The organism is Streptomyces wuyuanensis (genome assembly GCF_900103455.1).
Lineage (GTDB): Bacteria > Actinomycetota > Actinomycetes > Streptomycetales > Streptomycetaceae > Streptomyces > Streptomyces wuyuanensis.
In genome coordinates, this window is sequence record NZ_FNHI01000002.1 from 108,319 (window position 1) to 126,011 (window position 17,693).

At 73.1% G+C, this 17,693-nt stretch carries 16 protein-coding genes; 6 read left to right on the forward strand and 10 right to left on the reverse strand.

All coding sequences use genetic code 11. The features are described from left to right. Positions 1–70: 70 nt before the first annotated feature. The 4 genes from BLT82_RS03590 to BLT82_RS03605 all read right to left on the reverse strand — a co-directional run bounded on the left by BLT82_RS03590 (position 71) and on the right by BLT82_RS03605 (position 4,978). Positions 71–1,267 (reverse strand): hypothetical protein, encoded by a 1,197-nt coding sequence (locus tag BLT82_RS03590; protein WP_093652330.1) that lies wholly within the window; start codon positions 1,265–1,267, stop codon positions 71–73. Positions 1,268–1,433: 166 nt separating this feature from the next. Then, on the reverse strand, positions 1,434–3,098 hold the full coding sequence (locus BLT82_RS03595) for a phospho-sugar mutase (RefSeq protein ID WP_208867684.1): 1,665 nt from the start codon (positions 3,096–3,098) through the stop codon (positions 1,434–1,436). A gap of 194 nt (positions 3,099–3,292) precedes the next feature. Continuing rightward, entirely contained in the window at positions 3,293–4,102 is an 810-nt protein-coding gene (locus BLT82_RS03600; RefSeq protein WP_093652331.1) for a purine-nucleoside phosphorylase, read from the reverse strand. A gap of 438 nt (positions 4,103–4,540) precedes the next feature. Then, positions 4,541–4,978, reverse strand: a complete 438-nt coding sequence (locus tag BLT82_RS03605) for a gamma-glutamylcyclotransferase family protein (RefSeq protein WP_093652332.1) — start codon at positions 4,976–4,978, stop codon at positions 4,541–4,543. 250 nt (positions 4,979–5,228) lie between these two features. Between BLT82_RS03605 and BLT82_RS03610 the strand changes: the two genes are divergently transcribed. Continuing rightward, positions 5,229–6,668 (forward strand): NAD(P)H-quinone dehydrogenase, encoded by a 1,440-nt coding sequence (locus tag BLT82_RS03610; protein ID WP_093652333.1) that lies wholly within the window; start codon positions 5,229–5,231, stop codon positions 6,666–6,668. Positions 6,669–6,849: 181 nt separating this feature from the next. Beyond that, on the forward strand, positions 6,850–7,737 hold the full coding sequence (locus BLT82_RS03615) for a DeoR/GlpR family DNA-binding transcription regulator (protein ID WP_244291819.1): 888 nt from the start codon (positions 6,850–6,852) through the stop codon (positions 7,735–7,737). A 233-nt stretch (positions 7,738–7,970) separates the two neighbouring features. Here the strand turns inward: BLT82_RS03615 and BLT82_RS03620 are convergent, their stop codons facing one another. Continuing rightward, on the reverse strand, positions 7,971–8,564 hold the full coding sequence (locus BLT82_RS03620; protein ID WP_404202815.1) for a TetR/AcrR family transcriptional regulator: 594 nt from the start codon (positions 8,562–8,564) through the stop codon (positions 7,971–7,973). Positions 8,565–8,684: 120 nt separating this feature from the next. Further along, positions 8,685–10,448 (reverse strand): acetyl/propionyl/methylcrotonyl-CoA carboxylase subunit alpha, encoded by a 1,764-nt coding sequence (locus BLT82_RS03625; RefSeq protein ID WP_093652336.1) that lies wholly within the window; start codon positions 10,446–10,448, stop codon positions 8,685–8,687. Between the two features lie 457 nt (positions 10,449–10,905). Between BLT82_RS03625 and BLT82_RS03630 the strand changes: the two genes are divergently transcribed. Beyond that, complete coding sequence (locus BLT82_RS03630) at positions 10,906–11,406, forward strand: hypothetical protein (RefSeq protein WP_093652337.1); 501 nt, start codon at positions 10,906–10,908, stop codon at positions 11,404–11,406. Positions 11,407–11,456: 50 nt separating this feature from the next. Here the strand turns inward: BLT82_RS03630 and BLT82_RS03635 are convergent, their stop codons facing one another. The 4 genes from BLT82_RS03635 to BLT82_RS03650 all read right to left on the reverse strand — a co-directional run bounded on the left by BLT82_RS03635 (position 11,457) and on the right by BLT82_RS03650 (position 14,295). Beyond that, positions 11,457–12,071 carry a nucleoside triphosphate pyrophosphatase gene (locus tag BLT82_RS03635; RefSeq protein ID WP_208867685.1) on the reverse strand — a complete coding sequence of 205 codons (615 nt, stop codon included), beginning with the start codon at positions 12,069–12,071 and terminating at the stop codon, positions 11,457–11,459. A 145-nt stretch (positions 12,072–12,216) separates the two neighbouring features. Beyond that, positions 12,217–12,345 carry a morphogenic membrane protein MmpB gene (gene mmpB, locus BLT82_RS38530; protein WP_093652339.1) on the reverse strand — a complete coding sequence of 43 codons (129 nt, stop codon included), beginning with the start codon at positions 12,343–12,345 and terminating at the stop codon, positions 12,217–12,219. A 116-nt stretch (positions 12,346–12,461) separates the two neighbouring features. Further along, positions 12,462–12,668 carry an acyl-CoA carboxylase epsilon subunit gene (locus tag BLT82_RS03645; RefSeq protein WP_093652340.1) on the reverse strand — a complete coding sequence of 69 codons (207 nt, stop codon included), beginning with the start codon at positions 12,666–12,668 and terminating at the stop codon, positions 12,462–12,464. A gap of 25 nt (positions 12,669–12,693) precedes the next feature. Further along, positions 12,694–14,295, reverse strand: coding sequence for an acyl-CoA carboxylase subunit beta (locus tag BLT82_RS03650; protein ID WP_093652341.1), 1,602 nt, complete (start codon positions 14,293–14,295; stop codon positions 12,694–12,696). 196 nt (positions 14,296–14,491) lie between these two features. On the opposite strand from BLT82_RS03650, the gene BLT82_RS03655 reads away from it, so the two are divergent. The 3 genes from BLT82_RS03655 to BLT82_RS03665 all read left to right on the forward strand — a co-directional run bounded on the left by BLT82_RS03655 (position 14,492) and on the right by BLT82_RS03665 (position 17,682). Next, positions 14,492–15,382 carry a biotin--[acetyl-CoA-carboxylase] ligase gene (locus BLT82_RS03655; protein WP_208867686.1) on the forward strand — a complete coding sequence of 297 codons (891 nt, stop codon included), beginning with the start codon at positions 14,492–14,494 and terminating at the stop codon, positions 15,380–15,382. Between the two features lie 183 nt (positions 15,383–15,565). Continuing rightward, positions 15,566–16,807 carry an adenylate/guanylate cyclase domain-containing protein gene (locus tag BLT82_RS03660; RefSeq protein ID WP_093652342.1) on the forward strand — a complete coding sequence of 414 codons (1,242 nt, stop codon included), beginning with the start codon at positions 15,566–15,568 and terminating at the stop codon, positions 16,805–16,807. 44 nt (positions 16,808–16,851) lie between these two features. Continuing rightward, on the forward strand, positions 16,852–17,682 hold the full coding sequence (locus BLT82_RS03665; RefSeq protein WP_093652343.1) for an enoyl-CoA hydratase/isomerase family protein: 831 nt from the start codon (positions 16,852–16,854) through the stop codon (positions 17,680–17,682). Positions 17,683–17,693: the final 11 nt, after the last annotated feature.

The following is a 17,693-nucleotide window of genomic DNA, read 5'->3' on the forward strand; positions in this document are numbered from 1 at the left end:
CCCGCCGGCGGGCGGCCGGACCTCCCGGGCGCCGGCCCGGGCCCGCCGGGTGCGGGCACGGCCGCGGCCGTCACGGCGGCCCCTGCCACACCAGCAGCAGATGCCCGCCCAGCCACGCCGAGGACAGCACCGCCCCGCCCAGGACCAGCAGCGCCGCCGCCCTGCGCGCCCGAGCCAGCGCGACCGCGGCGGGCAGCAGCAGCGGGAACGCGGGCAGCAGGAACCGGGCGCGGGGGAAGTAGACGCCACCGCTGCCGAGGACGATCAGCAGCAGCACACCCGTGAACACGAGCAGCACCAGCGGCTGCCGGTCGGCGAGACAGAGCAGGAACAGCCCGGTGGCCAGCACCAGCACGACCGAGACGAGCAGCATGAGCAGCTGCGGGTCGGCGTCGTACGCGAGTTGCTGTGTGAGCTCATCCAGCGTCGCCTTCCCGCCGTCCCACACGTTGGTCCACCGCTGCTGGACCGCGAAGTAGCCGTCCCAGCGCCCGAGGCGGAGCGCCACCCAGGCCACGTAGCCGCACCATCCCAGCGGGGCGATCAGCGCGCCCGCGAGCGCACGCCGTCCGCGCCCGCGGACGAACGCCGCCAGCCCGGCCACCGTCACCGCCGCGGCGATCGCGACGCCGGTCGGCCTGGTGAGCCCGGCCAGGGCCGCCAGCCAGCCGGCCCACAGCCAGCGTCCGGTGAGCGCCGCGTACAGCGACCAGGCCACGAGCGCCGTGAAGAGCGATTCGGTGTAGCCCATCCACTGCACGACGGCGACGGGCATCGCGCCCCACAGCACCGTCAGCACGGTCCCGGTGCGCCACCCGTGCAGCCGCTCGCCGACCGCGAAGATGCCCCACGCCGCGGCGACGGACGCCACCACCGCGATCGCCAGGGCAACCGACGCGCGGCTGCCCGGGGTCACCGCCGCGACCGCCTTCACCAGCACCGGATAGAGCGGGAAGAACGCCAGGTTGTTGGTGTTCAGGGTGGGACCGAGCTCGTGGTGGTAGCCGTGGTCGGCGATCCCCAGGTACCAGTGGGAGTCCCAGGAAGCGGCCAGGGTCGGCCAGAGGCTCTCGCCCTTGAGATGGGCCCACCGTGCGAGCACCAGGAGCCCCGTCAACCGCACCGCGAGATAGCCGAGCAGTGCCGGGGCGGCCCGGTTCAGCGCATGGAGCAGCCTGCTCTCCCCGCCGGGTACGGCGCCGCCTCCCGAGCCGGGTGCCCGGCGGGAGGCGGGGACGGTGGCGTGGTGGGTTGCGGTCGGGGGCACGGGGGCTCCGGTGATTCGGCGGGCGCTACCGGGGCCACCTTCGCCCGCAGGGCACGGAGGGGCACGGGCCGGTAGGTCGGTTGCCGTACGGAAATCACCCGCAAGAAGACTGCGCCCGCGCCCGGCCGTGGCCGGACGCGGGCGGTGGTTCGGGCCCGACGTGCCCTCAGATCCCGGCGGCCTCCGCCAGGTCCCGCTTGACGGCCGCGAGGACCTCCGCCGCGCGGGCGCGCGCGGCGGACAGCTCGCTCGGCCCGCCGACCGGGACCACGACCTCCAGGTAGCACTTCAGCTTGGGCTCGGTGCCGCTCGGGCGGACGATGACGCGGGCGTCGTACTCGCCCTCGAGGTGGTAGCGCAGACCGTCCGTGGGCGGCAGCGACTCGGTGCCCTTCGACAGGTCCTCGGCCGACACCACCCGCAGTCCGGCCAGCGCAGCGGGCGGCTTCTCGCGCAGCCTGCGCATGGCCTCGGCGATGACGTCCAGGTCCTCCACGCGCACCGAAAGCTGGTCGGTGGCGTGCAGACCGTGGGCGACGGCGAGGTCGTCCAGCAGGTCCGTGAGGGTACGGCCCTGGGCCTTGAGCTCCGAGGCCAGTTCGGCGACGAGCAGCGCGGCGGTGATGCCGTCCTTGTCGCGCACGCCGTCCGGGTCGACGCAGTAGCCGAGCGCCTCCTCGTAGCCGTACCGCAGGCCCTCCGCCCGGGAGATCCACTTGAAGCCGGTCAGGGTTTCCTCGTAGCCGAGCCCCGCCGCCGCGGCGATCCGGCCCAGCAGCGACGACGACACGATGGACGTGGCGAACGTGCTGTTCGCGTCCTTCGCCGACACGCCCTTGTGGACGAGGTGGGCGCCGAGCAGCGCGCCGACCTCGTCGCCGCGGAGCATGCGCCAGCCGCCGTCCGCGGTGTCGTCGGGGACCGCGACCGCGCAGCGGTCGGCGTCGGGGTCGTTGGCGACGACGAGGTCGGGCCCGACCTCGCGCGCCTTGGCGAACGCGAGGTCCATCGCGCCCGGCTCCTCCGGGTTGGGGAAGGCGACCGTGGGGAAGTCGGGGTCCGGTTCGGCCTGCTCGTCGACGAGCACGGGGGCGGGGAATCCGGCCCGCTCCCAGGCCGCCAGGACCACGTCCTTGCCGACGCCGTGCAGGGCCGTGTGGACCACACGGGCCGTCCGCGGGGAGTGTGGGCTCAGGACGGCGTCCGTGCGCTCCAGATACGCCTCCAGGACCTCGTCCCCGAGCGTCTCCCAGCCGCTTTCGGGGCGTGGCAGGTGGTGGATGCTGCCGACCGCCTCGATCTCCGCGGCGATCCCTGCGTCGGCCGGGGGCACGATCTGGGAGCCGTCGCCGAGGTAGACCTTGTAGCCGTTGTCGCGCGGCGGGTTGTGGCTCGCGGTGACCTCGACACCGGCGACGGCGCCCAGGTGCCGGATCGCGAACGCGAGCACGGGCGTGGGCAGCGGGCGGGGCAGCAGCGCGGCCCGAAGCCCGGCGCCGGTCATGACGGCGGCCGTGTCACGGGCGAAGTCCGCCGACTTGTGGCGGGCGTCGTAGCCGATGACGACCAGGCCGCCCGCGTGGCCCTGGGCCTTGAGGTAGGCGGCCAGGCCGGCCGCCGCGCGGACGACGACGACGCGGTTCATCCGCATCGGCCCGGCCCCGAGCTCCCCGCGCAGACCGGCGGTGCCGAACTGCAGCGTCCCGGCGAACCGGGCGCCCAGCTCCGCGGTGTCCCCAGCCTCGATGATCCGGGCCAGCTCGTCCCGGGTCTCCGCGTCGGGGTCCTCGGCCAGCCAAGCCCGGGCCTGCGCGATCAGGTCCTGCGCCACGGTGATGTGCCTCTCTGATGTCGTCGTGAGCGTGGGCGCCGCCGCCGGTGTGCCCGACGACACGTGCGCCCGCGCCTGCCCGTTCGGGGCGGCGGTGTCGTCCCGCCGCGCCCCGGGCCGCCGCCGGCCTTCCGGTCCCGCGCGGCCCGCGGGGTCCGTGCCGGGCGCCGCTCCGGCGCCGCGGCGGTGTCCCGTCAGATCCGGGCCAGCACCTGGGTGAGCAGCTCGCCCATCCGCGCCGCGGAGTCACGGCCGGCCTGCAGGACCTCCTCGTGGTTCAGCGGCTCGCCCGAGAGCCCCGCGGCGAGGTTGGTGACCAGGGAGATGCCCAGCACCTCGGCGCCGGCCTCGCGGGCCGCGATGGCCTCGAGGACCGTGGACATGCCGACCAGGTCGCCGCCCATGACACGGACCATGTTGATCTCGGCCGGGGTCTCGTAGTGCGGGCCGGGGAACTGGACGTACACGCCCTCCTCCAGCGTCGCGTCCACCTCCTTGCAGAGCGCCCGCAGCCGCGGCGAGTAGAGGTCGGTCAGGTCGACGAAGTTGGCGCCGACGATCGGGGAGGCCGCGGTGAGGTTGATGTGATCGCTGATCAGGACCGGCTGGCCGGGCCGCATGCCCTCGCGCAGACCGCCGCAGCCGTTGGTCAGGACGACGGTCTTGCAGCCGGAGGCGACGGCGGTGCGCACACCGTGGGCCACGGCGGCGACGCCGCGGCCCTCGTAGTAGTGCGTACGGCCGAGGAAGACGAGCGCGCGCTTCTCACCGATCCGGTACGAGCGGATCTTGCCGCCGTGGCCCTCGACCGCCGGGGGCGGGAAGCCCGGCAGTTCGGTGACCGGGAACTCGGCGTCGGGGGCACCGAGGGCGTCGACTGCGGGCGCCCAGCCCGAGCCCATCACCAGGGCGACGTCGTGGGTCTCGGCGCCGGTCAGCTCTCGCAGGCGCGCGGCCGCGGCGTCGGCGGCGGCATGGGGGTCCGGGGTATGAGAAACGTTCACGAGAAAAGCCTAGCCTGAGAAACCCTACGCGCGTAGATGACGATGCTCACGACTCTGCAACCGTTTCCTGGTGGAAACGCACAAAGCCGGGGAAGAGGGCGCGCGACGCGCGCAGTTCACGGCGGCGCCGGCCGCGCGGAGGTGCGCGCGAGGCCCCCGGCCGGCCACAGCGGGCGAAGCGGCGCGGGCGAAGTGGCGCGGAGGTGCGCGGAGGTGCGCGGGACCGGTACGGCGGCCTGCGGCCCTGCGTGCCGGGACGGGCTGACGGGCGCCGGGCAAGGGCCCGAGCGGGGGGAGCGGCGCCGGGCGGAGGCGCGGAGGCAGCCGTGGCCGCGGCGGTCGTGAACGGCCGCGACGAGGTGGTGCCGCCCGGTCGAGGGACCTGCCGGGTGCCGGGGGACGGGCGCCGCGTCCGGCGGGTACGCCCCTGCGCCCCGGTCAGCAGGGGCGCTTGCGCAGCTCCATCACATAGTCGTGGGGGGCGCCCGCGGACTCGGCCGCGTCGGCGATCTCGCCCAGGTAGCGGGCGGAGGGCAGCCCGCCCTCGTACCCGTTCAGGACGTACACCCAGGCCGGTTCCTCGCCGTCCAGCGTGTCCACCCGGACGCGCATGCGGCGGTAGATGTCGAGCCCTACGCCCTCCCAGCGGTCCATCGAGTCCTCGTCGAGCGGCGCGATGTCGTACAGCGCGACGAAGACCTGGGAGCGGGGGGCCTCCACGATCGTGGCCAGCGCGCCTTCCCAGCCCATCTGCTCGCCGCCGAACGTCAGCCGCCAGCCGTTGAGCCAGCCCGTGCTGCGCAGCGGGGAGTGCGGTGCGCGGCGGGTCATCAGCCGCGCGTCGAGGTTGCCGGCGTACGCGGCGTAGAGCGACATGGGATCGAGGGTACGGGAGGGGAAGCCGTGGCCGCCCGCCCCGATGCCCCGGGACGGGCCCTCCGGGAGGAGCCCCTTCGTGCGCGCCTGGGCCCGTACGCGCAGGTCCCGCGTTCGCGCCCGGCTCCCCCGTCCTCCCCGCCGGTCCGCTCCCCGCCCGGGAGAGCCCCCGGCGCGAAGCAGGTTCGCGCGTGCGGGAGAATGGGTGGGACGGACACCCGGCAGAGCGAGAGCGCGAGGCGTAACCCCAGTGACCCGGATCGTGATCATCGGCGGCGGACCCGGCGGATACGAGGCGGCTCTGGTGGCCGCCCAGCTCGGCGCGGAGGTGACCGTCGTCGACTGCGACGGCCTCGGCGGAGCCTCCGTACTCACCGACTGCGTGCCCTCGAAGACCCTGATCGCCACGGCCGAGGTGATGACGAACTTCGACTCCTCGCACGAGGAGCTCGGCATCATCGTGGCGGACGACACCCCGCACATCGAGCAGGCCGCCCGGATCGTCGGCGTCGACCTCGGCAAGGTCAACCGGCGGGTGAAGCGGCTCGCGCTCGCCCAGTCCCACGACATCACCGCCTCCGTGACGCGTGCGGGCGCGCGCGTCATGCGCGGCCGGGGCCGGCTCGACGGCGGGCAGGCCATGGACGGCTCCCGCAAGGTGATCGTCGCCGCGGCGGACGGCAGCGAGGAGACGCTCACCGCCGACGCCGTGCTGATCGCCACCGGAGGCCACCCGCGCGAGATCCCCGACGCACAGCCGGACGGCGAGCGGATCCTCAACTGGACCCAGGTGTACGACCTGGACGAGCTGCCGGAAGAGCTGATCGTGGTCGGTTCGGGCGTGACGGGTGCCGAGTTCGCCGGCGCCTACCAGGCGCTCGGTTCCCGGGTCACGCTCGTCTCCTCCCGCGACCGGGTGCTGCCGGGCGAGGACCCGGACGCCGCCGCTGTCCTCGAGGACGTCTTCCGGCGCCGCGGCATGAACGTCATGGCCCGCTCCCGTGCCCAGTCGGCCAAGCGGGTCGGCGACCGGGTCGAGGTGACGCTGGCCGACGGCCGGGTCATCTCCGGCACGCACTGCCTGATGGCCGTCGGCGCCATCCCCAACTCCGCGGGCATGGGCCTGGAGGAGGCCGGGATCAGGCTCACCGAGTCCGGGCACATCTGGACCGACAAGGTCTCGCGCACGACGGCGCCGGGTGTGTACGCGGCCGGCGACGTCACGGGTGTCTTCGCGCTGGCGTCGGTGGCGGCGATGCAGGGACGTATCGCCATGTACCACTTCCTGGGCGACGCGGTGACCCCTCTCAACCTGAAGACCGTCTCGTCGAACGTGTTCACCGACCCGGAGATCGCGACCGTCGGCTACACGCAGGCGGACGTGGACGGCGGCGTCATCGACGCCCGGGTCGTCAAGCTGCCGCTGCTGCGCAACCCGCGCGCCAAGATGCAGGGCATCAGGGACGGCTTCGTGAAGATCTTCTGCCGTCCCGGCACCGGCATCGTGGTCGGCGGCGTGGTCGTGGCGCCGCGCGCTTCGGAACTGATCCACCCCATCTCGATCGCGGTCGACAACAACCTGACGGTGGAACAGATCGCAAACGCTTTCACCGTGTACCCGTCGTTGTCGGGCTCGATCGCCGAAGTCGCGCGGCAGCTCCACACCCGGAAGGCGACGGGCGGGGCGTAGCGCGGGAGCGGCCGGGATCAACCCCGGCAAGCCGGGACGATAGGGCAGGGGTCCTATACCACTTCCGGTACCCCGGTGTGGGCAACTTCCCGTATTCGGCGCAAAGTGCTGAAAAGCATCTACCGCTGGGGTTACTGTCAGTTTCGTGTTCGCTGCAGAACGTCGTCAATTGATCCTCGAAATGGTGCGCGCAAACGGGGCCGTTTCGCTCCGTGAGCTCGCCCGCGTCGTCCAGACCTCCGAAGTGACCGTACGGCGGGACGTGCGGGCCCTGGAGGCAGAAGGACTGCTCGACCGCCGGCACGGCGGTGCGGTGTTGCCGGGCGGATTCACGCGAGAGTCCGGCTTCCCGCAGAAATCCCATCTCGCGACCGCGGAGAAGACGGCCATCGCCGATCTCGCCGCGGGCCTGGTCGAAGAGGGCGAGGCCATCGTGGTCGGCGCCGGTACGACCACGCAGGAGCTGGCCCGCCGGCTCGCGCGTATCCCGGGGCTCACCGTGGTCACCAACTCACTGCTCGTCGCGCAGGCGTTGGCGCACGCCAACCGGGTCGAGGTCGTCATGACCGGCGGCACGCTGCGTGGCTCGAACTACGCGCTGGTCGGCAGCGGGGCGGAGCAGTCCCTCCAGGGACTGCGGGTCTCCCGTGCCTTCCTGTCCGGCAGTGGCCTGACGGCCGAGCGGGGTCTGTCCACGTCCAACATGCTCTCGGCGAGCGTGGACCGGGCGCTGGTGCAGGCCGCCTCGGAGGTCGTGGTGCTGGCCGACCACACCAAGCTGGGCACGGACACCATGTTCCAGACCGTGCCGACGGACGTGATCACCCGCCTGGTGACGGACGAGCCGCCCCAGCACGACGACCGGGCGGCGACGGAGCTCCAGGCGCTCGCGGACCAGGGGGTGCAGGTGGCCGTCGCCGGCACGGCGGTCGACGCGACCCATCCGCGCCGTGAGGTCCCGCTCCCGGGACAGCGCCGCACCACCCACCCGACCACCCCCCTCCGCCCGGCCGCGGCCATGACGGCTGATGCCCCGGAGCGGCGCGTGGCGGACCTCCGCCGCCGCTGAGGGCACCGGGACACGGCGCCCTGCGGTGCCCGTGCGGGCACTGTTCTCCCCGCACGGCGGAGGCGGCCTGCCGGGCCGACGGTCCGGGGGCCGGGCGAGTCACGGGTCCGGGCGTGGCCTCGGGGTGGCCAGGTCCGGCGGGCAGGCAGGACGTGCCGCGCAAGGGCCGGGCGGGGAGCGGTGTCCGGCCGCCGTGGCGGCGGTGCCCCGCGGGGCCCGCCACCGATGCGGCACTACGCCTTCAGACCGCGCAACGTCAGCATCAGCAGACGGTCGGCGAGTTCGGGGTCGGCCGGGGCCTGTTCGGCCGCCAGGGCGATCGCGTTGGTGAGCTGCAGAAGGTCGGCGATGGAGACGTCGCCCCGCACCGCGCCGGCCGCCTGGGCGCGGGAGAGGAGCCGGGCGCCCGCCTCGCGGAGCGGGACGCTGCACTGGGACAGCGCGGAACTGGCGTCGTGCGACGCCGACATGAGTGCCCGGGCCACCCCGCGGTATTCACCCGCATGAGTGATGATGGCGCGCAGCCATTCCACGAGCGCGGCGCACGGCTGGTCCGCCGAGGCCAGTTCCCGGGACCGGGTGAGCAGTGACTCCAGCGCGTCCTGGAAGACCGCGTTCATCAGCGCGTGCCGGTTCGGGAAATGGCGGTAGAGCGTGCCGATGCCCACGCCCGCCCGCTTGGCGATGTCCTCGAGGGACGCGTCGGTGCCGTGCTCGGCGAAGGCCGTGCGCGCCTCGACGAGCAGCCGCTCGTAGTTGCGGCGCGCGTCGGCCCGCATCGGCCGGACCGCGCCCGCTGTGGCGCCGGCCGCCGTACTCGTCGTCATGGCACCCAGCATGCCATCGGCGCGCGGGTGCGTACCCCGGCCGGCCCTCCCGCGGAACGCGGACGGGGCCCGCCGGGATCATCCCGGCGGGCCCCGTCCGTGACGGCTGGGCGGGCGGCGTCAGTCCTTGATCTCGCAGATCACCGCGCCGGACGTGATCGACGCGCCGACCTCGGCGCTCAGGCCCTTCACGGTGCCGGAGCGGTGGGCGTTCAGCGGCTGCTCCATCTTCATGGCCTCGAGGACGACGACGAGGTCGCCTTCCTTGACCTCCTGGCCCTCCTCCACCGCGACCTTGACGATGGTGCCCTGCATCGGGGACGCCAGCGTGTCGCCGGAGGCGGCGGGGCCGGACTTCTTGGCCGCGCGGCGCTTGGGGCGCGCTCCGCCGGCCGCGGCGGTCCGGGCCAGGGTCATGCCCAGCGAGGACGGCAGCGAGACCTCCAGGCGCTTGCCGCCGACCTCGACGACGACCGTCTCGCGGCCCGGCTCCTCCTCCGCCTCGGCGTCGGCCGGGGCGGCGAAGGGCTTGATCTCGTTGACGAACTCGGTCTCGATCCAGCGGGTGTGGACCTTGAACGGCGTGCCGCCCGCCGGGGCGAAGGCCGGGTCCGCTACGACGGCGCGGTGGAACGGGATGGCCGTGGCCATGCCCTCGACCTGGAACTCGGCCAGGGCCCGCGCCGCACGCTGCAGCGCCTGCTCACGAGTGGCGCCGGTGACGATCAGCTTCGCCAGCAGCGAGTCCCACGCGGGGCCGATGACGCTGCCGGACTCCACGCCCGCGTCCAGGCGGACGCCCGGACCGGAGGGCGCGACGAAGGAGGTGACGGTGCCGGGAGCCGGGAGGAAGTTGCGGCCCGGGTCCTCGCCGTTGATGCGGAACTCGAAGGAGTGGCCCCGCAGCGGCGGGTCGTCGTAGCCGAGCTTCTCGCCGTCGGCGATGCGGAACATCTCCCGCACCAGGTCGATGCCGGTGACCTCCTCGGTGACCGGGTGCTCGACCTGCAGACGGGTGTTGACCTCGAGGAAGGAGATCGTGCCGTCGTTGCCGACGAGGAACTCCACGGTGCCGGCGCCGACGTAGCCGGCCTCCTTGAGGATGGCCTTGGACGCCCGGTACAGCTCGGCGTTCTGCTCCTGGGTGAGGAACGGCGCGGGGGCCTCCTCCACCAGCTTCTGGTGCCGGCGCTGCAGCGAGCAGTCACGGGTGGACACGACCACCACGTTGCCGTGCTGGTCGGCCAGGCACTGGGTCTCGACGTGACGCGGCTTGTCCAGGTACCGCTCGACGAAGCACTCGCCGCGGCCGAACGCCGCGACGGCCTCGCGCACCGCCGAGTCGTACAGCTCGGGGACCTCCTCCAGCGTGCGGGCGACCTTCAGGCCGCGCCCGCCACCGCCGAAGGCGGCCTTGATCGCGATCGGGAGGCCGTTCTCCTCGGCGAAGGCGACGACCTCGTCCGCGCCGGAGACCGGGTCGGGGGTGCCGGCCACCAGCGGGGCACCGGCGCGCTGGGCGATGTGACGGGCCGCCACCTTGTCGCCGAGGTCGCGGATCGCGGCCGGCGGGGGGCCGATCCAGGTGAGCCCGGCGTCGATGACGGCCTGGGCGAAGTCGGCGTTCTCGGAGAGGAAGCCGTATCCGGGGTGGATGGCGTCCGCGCCGGAGTCGGCGGCTGCCTGGAGGACCTTGGCCATGTCCAGATAGCTGGCGGCCGGGGTGTCACCGCCCAGGGCGAACGCTTCGTCGGCCGCGCGGACGTGCAGAGCGTCACGGTCCGGATCGGCGTAGACGGCTACGCTCGCGATCCCGGCGTCCCGGCATGCACGGGCAACGCGGACAGCGATCTCGCCTCGGTTGGCGATGAGCACCTTGCGCACGATGGCTCCCTCCTTGCTGTTATCCCGGGGGTGACGCCCCGGTTTGCGGCTACGCCGCGGGCCGGTCCCCGTCCGGGCGCGCCGGCCGGAGCACTCGGCGGGTCACCGCGCCGAAGACTTCGCTGAAACACGCTGAGTTTAGGGACTACCGACACGGCCTTTCGACCCGTTCCCAGTCGTGAGCTTCCCCACACGGAGGGTGATCCGGGGCGTGGCCGCACTGTGAATGCCCTTGTCGCACCACGGTACGTCGGTTTTCTCCTGTGCAGAGTAGCCGTCGGGTGTGGTCAAGGTCTCTGCCTCAGCGGCCAGTGGCGACGCGCGTTTCTTTGTGGAGTCCCTACGAATGGCCGAATGATTCTTTGCCCGTGCCCGGGCCCTTGTCCGCGGGTTTACCCGTTAGTAGCGTTCGCCGTGTCGTTCGTACTGGTGGTAACAGAGGCTGGGAAGCTAAGGGGTGGGCGCCGTGGTACGCAGAACGGTGGCCGTGGTGGCCGCGATCGTGCTCTATCTGGAAGCCGTCGGCATCGTGGTGATCAACGGCATCATGGCCACCTTCGTGAACAACCAGAGCATGTCCCTGGACGGCCTCGATCCGGATGTCATGGCCACCAGCACCTGGGCGATGGGCGGGGTGTTCGGGTTCTTCCTCGCCGCCTGCGGCACGCTCTTCCTGGTCGCCGCCGTCCGCGACCGCGGTCCCGGCCGCTGGGGCCGGGTGCTCCTGGTCAGCTGCGCGGTGGTGCACGGCGTGCTGGGCGCGCTGACCGTGGGCCTGGTCGGCTGGCACGCGTTCGCGTTCCTGATGGTGGCGCTGGGGCTGATCGTGCTCGCCCTGCTGCAGTACGGCGGGACGGAGCCGGCGGAGAGCGGGCGAGGGGCCGGGCCCGCGGACGAGGGCCCGTCGGTCTCCATGGACAAGGGGCCCGTCGTCGGCGACGGTCCGGCGACGGCATGAGGGCGCCGGCAGCCTGACGGGCCACGGCCCGGGGCGAGGCCCTGCCCGTGTCAGGCCCAGAGGTCGGTGATGCCGATTCCGAGGTCCGCCAGCAGACGGCGCAGCAGCGGCAGGGACAGGCCGATCACATTGCCGTGGCTGCCCTCGATGGCGTCGACGAACGGGGCGGACCGGCCGTCCAGCGTGAACGCGCCCGCCACGTGCAGCGGTTCACCGCTCGCGACGTACGCGGCGATCTCGGCGTCCGTCGGTTCGCCGAAGCGGACCGTGGTGGAGGCGGTCGCGGAGGCGCGGCGGCCGGTGGCGGTGTCGACGACGCAGTGGCCGGTCTGCAGGATGCCCGCACGGCCGCGCATGGACTTCCACCGGGCGGTGGCCTCTTCCTCGTCTGCGGGCTTGCCGAGGGCCTCGCCGTCGAGTTCGAGCACGGAGTCGCAGCCGATCACGAGGGCGCCGGCGGCCTCCGGGCGGGCGGCGACCGCGTCCGCCTTGGCCTCGGCGAGGACGAGCGCGAGGGTGCCCGGGTCGGAAGCGGTCAGCGCGTCCTCGTCGACACCGCTGACGACGACCTCGGGGGCGAGCCCGGCGTCGCGGAGCAGTCCGAGACGGGCGGGAGAGGCGGAGGCGAGGACGACACGGCGGCGCTGATCGGTCATGCGGGCCATCGTAGGCGGCCCGGGCGGCGGCCCGGAGTCCGATGCGGCAACCCGCCGCGGGTGACGGCGCAGGGCCCCGGCACCGGAACGACCAGGACGGCCGGTGCGCACGGGGCGGCGGCCCGACGCCCTGCCCCGGCCCTCGGGGCGGCCTTCAGTGCAGCCCGACGACGAACATCGCGATGATCATGGCAAGCGCCAGCAGGATGCCGGCACGCCGCATCATCGCCTGCATGTCGCGCATTTCCTGCGGGGGTTCGTTCTCCGGGTCGGACCACAGCATGCTTCCGATCGTGATGCCGGGACGCGAAGGGCGCCTGAGTACGGATACTCAGGCGCCCCGGTGCCGAGGGACTAGTCACGGACCGGCGGCGCCGTCGTGAACTCCCGCTCGCGGGCTCAGCCCGGCCAGTACGTCCGCGTCCACGCCCGCGGTCCCGGCCGCAGGGCCCTGGCCCGGGCGATACGGGCCGGGTCCGACCAATCCTCGGGCGGCAGCGGCGCGCCGGAGACGGCGGAGGCCGTCGCCGCGGCCCGCGCCTGGACCACCGCCAGTGCGGCGGCCAGCTCCTCCGGGGTCGGGTTGCCCCGTACGACCTTGATCATCAGTGCTCCTCGCGGTCCTCGGGGCCTACAGCGGGATGTTGCCGTGCTTCTTCGGGGGAAGGTTTTCCCGCTTCGTGCGCAGCTGACGCAGGCCCTTCACGATCTGGGCGCGGGTGTCGGAGGGCATGATCACGGCATCGATGTAGCCGCGCTCGGCCGCGATGTACGGGTTGAGGAGGGTGTCCTCGTACGCCGTGATCAGCTCGGCCCGCAGTTTCTCCTGGGCCTCGGCGTCCGTGGCGGCGGCGAGCGTACGGCGGTGCAGGATGTTCACCGCGCCCTGCGCGCCCATCACCGCGATCTGCGCGGTCGGCCAGGCCAGGTTCAGATCGGCGCCCAGGTGCTTGGAGCCCATGACGTCGTACGCGCCGCCGAACGCCTTGCGCGTGATCACGGTGATGAGCGGGACGGTCGCCTCGGCGTAGGCGTAGATCAGCTTGGCGCCGCGCCGGATGATGCCGCCGTACTCCTGGTCCACGCCCGGCAGGAAGCCGGGCACGTCGACGAACGTGATCACGGGGATGTTGAACGCGTCGCAGGTGCGCACGAAGCGCGCGGCCTTCTCGCTGGCGTCGATGTCGAGACAGCCCGCGAACTGCATCGGCTGGTTGGCGACGATGCCGACCGGGTAGCCCTCGACCCGCCCGAAGCCGGTCACGATGTTCGGCGCGAACATCGCCTGGGTCTCCAGGAATTCACCGTCGTCCAGCACGTGCTCGATGATCGTGTGCATGTCGTAGGGCTGGTTGGCGCTGTCCGGCATCAGCGTGTCCAGCTCCTGGTCCTCCGCGGTGAGGTCCAGGGAGGCGTCCTCGGGGAAGGACGGGGGCTCGGACAGGTTGTTCGACGGCAGGTACGACAGCAGCGACTTGACGTACTCGATCGCGTCCTTCTCGTCGCCGGCCATGTGGTGGGCGACACCGGACGTGGTGTTGTGGGTGCGGGCGCCGCCCAGTTCCTCGAAGCCCACGTCCTCGCCGGTGACCGTCTTGATGACGTCGGGGCCGGTGATGAACATGTGCGACGTCTGGTCGACCATCACCGTGAAGTCGGTGATCGCGGGCGAGTACACGGCGCCGCCCGCACAGGGACCGACGACCAGGGAGATCTGCGGGATCACGCCAGAGGCGTGGGTGTTGCGGCGGAAGATCTCGCCGTACATGCCCAGCGCGCTGACGCCCTCCTGGATGCGCGCGCCGCCGGAGTCGTTGATCCCGACGACCGGGCAGCCGGTCTTCAGCGCGAAGTCCATCACCTTGATGATCTTCTGGCCGAAGACCTCGCCCAGTGCCCCGCCGAAGACCGTGAAGTCCTGCGAGAAGACGGCCACCGGCCGGCCGTCGACCGTGCCGTAGCCGGTGACGACCCCGTCGCCGTACGGGCGGGTCTTCTCGAGACCGAAGTTGGTGGAGCGGTGCCGCGCGAGCTCGTCCAGCTCGACGAACGACCCCTCGTCGAGGAGGAGTTCGATCCGCTCACGGGCGGTCAGCTTGCCCTTGGCGTGCTGCTTCTCGACCGCGCGCTCGGAGCCCGCGTGCGTCGCCTCGTGGACACGGCGCTGGAAATCCGCGAGCTTGCCAGCGGTGGTGTGGATGTCGATCTCTTGGTGCTCTGCCGGCTCGGACATCGGGATGCGGCTCCCTGCCTGGTCACGGGGGTGTTGGCTACGTAAAGAGAGGTCTGGCTACTGACTCGTAGCGTATCGGCGCGGATACCGTTCGGCAGTGCGGCGTTGGCCACACCCCGGAGCGCTTGCGCACGTGACCCGACACGGTCCCCCCGCGGTTCGCCTCGCGGGGACGGAAAGGGTCAAGCTGTGCGGCATGACGCCTCACGACACCTCCGGCAGCCCCTCCGACGACTTCACCGGCGCTCCCGCCGGCGGCCGATGGTCCGATCTCGACCGCCCGCCGCTGAACGCCGCGGCCCTGCGCCGCGCGCTGGTCCGCCCCGGTGGGTTGTGGACCTCGCTCGACGTCGTCGAGGCGACCGGCTCCACCAACTCCGACCTCGCGGCCCGAGCGGCGGAGCTCGGCGAGGGGGCCGTGCTCGTCGCCGAGGAGCAGACGTCGGGCCGCGGCCGTCTCGACCGCAGCTGGACCGCGCCCCCGCGCTCCGGGCTCTTCCTCTCCGTCCTGCTGAAGCCCGATGTGCCCGTGGACCGCTGGGGGTGGCTGCCGCTGCTGACCGGTGTCGCCGCGGCGACGGGTCTGGCCAGGGCGGCCGGGGCCGACTTCGCCCTGAAGTGGCCGAACGACCTGATGGTGAAGGTCGGCGGGGAGGAGCGGAAGGCGGGCGGCATCCTCGCCGAGCGCGTGGGCAACGACGGCGTGGTCGTCGGCATCGGGATCAACGTCACCCTGCGCGAGGACGAGCTCCCCGTGCCCCAGGCGGGCTCCCTGGCCCTCGCCAACGCCGTCTCCACCGACCGCGACCCCCTGCTGCGGGCGCTGCTGCGCTCGCTGGAGGACTGGTACGGAACCTGGCGGGCGGCGAACGGAGACGCCCGTGCCTCGCGGCTGCAGGAGACGTACGCGGCCGGCTGCTCGACCCTCGGCCTCACGGTCCGCGCCGAGCTGCCCGGCGACCGGAGCCTGGTCGGCGAGGCGGTCGCGATCGACGGCGACGGACGGCTCGTGGTGACCACCCCCGACGGCAAGGACCACCCCATCGGGGCCGGCGACATCGTCCACCTGCGGCCGAACGGCCGGTGACCGCGGGTGCGGCCGTCCGGCGTGATCGGCCGGACACCCCGGACCGGCCGTGCCACCGGGACGTGAGCTAGGGCACACCTGCCGTATCGTTGAGGCCGCGCCGGGCTTCCCGCGGCCGTACGCGGACCGGCACGCACGACAGATCGGCAGGGCAGTGCGCAGGGAACGGGCAGGAGGCGGCCGGTGACCGTCGACGACAGCGCCTCCGGCGCGGACGCTTCCGGCGGGGACTCCCCGGGCGGGAGCGCGCCCGGGGAGTCCTCCGGCGGGGGCACGTCCGCCGGGGCGGACTCCTCGGGGGGCGGCTCCGGCCGGAGGCAGACGTCGGACGTCCACCCGACGCCGCACCACGAGGTCGACCACACGGCCGAGCCGACCAAGGACCCGCTGGCCATCCGGCTCGAACAGCTGATCCTCGGCGCGGACCGCCGGTACACCCCCTTTCAGGCGGCCAGGACCGCCGGGGTCTCCATGGACCTGGCGTCCCGCTTCTGGCGGGCCATGGGCTTCGCCGACATCGGCCAGGCCAAGGCCCTGACCGAGGCCGACGTACTCGCCCTGCGCCGCTTGGCCGGTCTGGTGGAGGCCGGGCTGCTGAGCGAGCCGATGGCGGTCCAGGTGGCGCGGTCCACCGGCCAGACCACGGCCCGGCTCGCGGAGTGGCAGATCGACTCCTTCCTGGAGGGCCTCACCGAGCCTCCCGAGCCGGGGATGACCCGAACCGAGGTCACCTATCCCCTCGTCGAGCTGCTTCTGCCGGAGCTCGAGGAGTTCCTCGTCTACGTGTGGCGCCGCCAGCTGGCCGCCGCCACCGGCCGGGTCGTGCAGGCCGCGGACGACGAGGAGATGGTCGACCGGCGGCTCGCGGTCGGCTTCGCCGACCTCGTCGGCTTCACCCGGCTGACCCGGCGCCTGGAGGAGGAGGAGCTGGGCGAGCTGGTCGAGGCGTTCGAGACCACCTGCGCCGACCTGGTCGCCGCGCACGGCGGCCGGCTGATCAAGACCCTCGGGGACGAGGTGCTGTTCGCGGCCGACGACGCGGGGACCGCCGCGGAGATCGCGATGCGGCTCATCGAGACGCTGTCCGGCGACGAGACGATGCCGGCCCTGCGGGTCGGCATCTCCTTCGGGACGGTCACGACCCGCATGGGCGACGTGTTCGGCACGACGGTGAACCTGGCGAGCCGGCTGACCTCGATAGCGCCGAAGGACGCCGTCCTGGTGGACGGGGCGTTCGCGGCGGAGCTGGCGCGCACCGGCGACGCGCCCGAGTCGGAGGCGGAGGCCGCGGAGGCGGCGGCCGCCGCCGAGAAGGAGGGCGAGGAGCCCCCGTCGTACCGCTTCGCGCTGCAGCCCATGTGGCAGCGGCCGGTGCGCGGGCTCGGCGTGGTGGAGCCCTGGCTGTTGACGCGGCGCCCGACCTAGGATCTCCTGCCGGTGAACCATCGTTAACCGGGAGGTCGTGGATCATGTCCGAGGTCAGCTCCGAGATCGGGTCCGGAAGCACGTCAGAGCAGCGCTTCGGGGAGTACGTCGCCGTGCGCCGCCACGAGGACGGGCACGTCGCCGAGCTGGTGCTCGACCGGCCCAAGGCCATGAACGCGGTCTCCACGGAGATGGCCCGCTCGATCGCCGCCGCCTGTGAGGAACTGGCGGCGGACCACTCGGTGCGGGTGACCGTCGTGACCTCGTCGAACGACCGGGCCTTCTGCGTCGGTGCCGACCTCAAGGAGCGCAACTCCTTCACCGACGCGGAGTTGGTGCGGCAGCGGCCGACCGCCCGCGCCGCCTACACCGGGGTGCTGGAACTGCCGATGCCCACGATCGCCGCGGTGCACGGCTTCGCGCTGGGCGGAGGCTTCGAACTGGCGCTCTCCTGCGATGTGATCGTGGCCGACGCGACGGCCGTCGTCGGACTGCCCGAGGTGTCCGTCGGCGTGATCCCGGGTGGCGGCGGTACGCAGCTGCTGCCGCGGCGCGTGGGCGCCGCACGTGCCGCCGAGCTGGTGTTCACCGCGCGGCGCGTGGAGGCGGCCGAGGCCCGGGAGTTGGGCCTCGTGGACGAGCTCGCCGACGACGCCCGTCCGGCCGCCCTCGCCCTGGCCGCCCGGATGGCCGCGAACTCCCCGGTCGGCCTGCGGGCCGCGAAGCGGGCGCTGCGGCTCGGCCACGGGCTCGACCTGCGGGCGGGGCTCGAAGTCGAGGACGCGGCCTGGCGTTCGGTGGCGTTCTCCGGTGACCGGGCCGAGGGCGTCGCGGCCTTCAACGAGAAGCGGAAGCCGGAGTGGCCCGGCGAGTGAAACCCGTACAA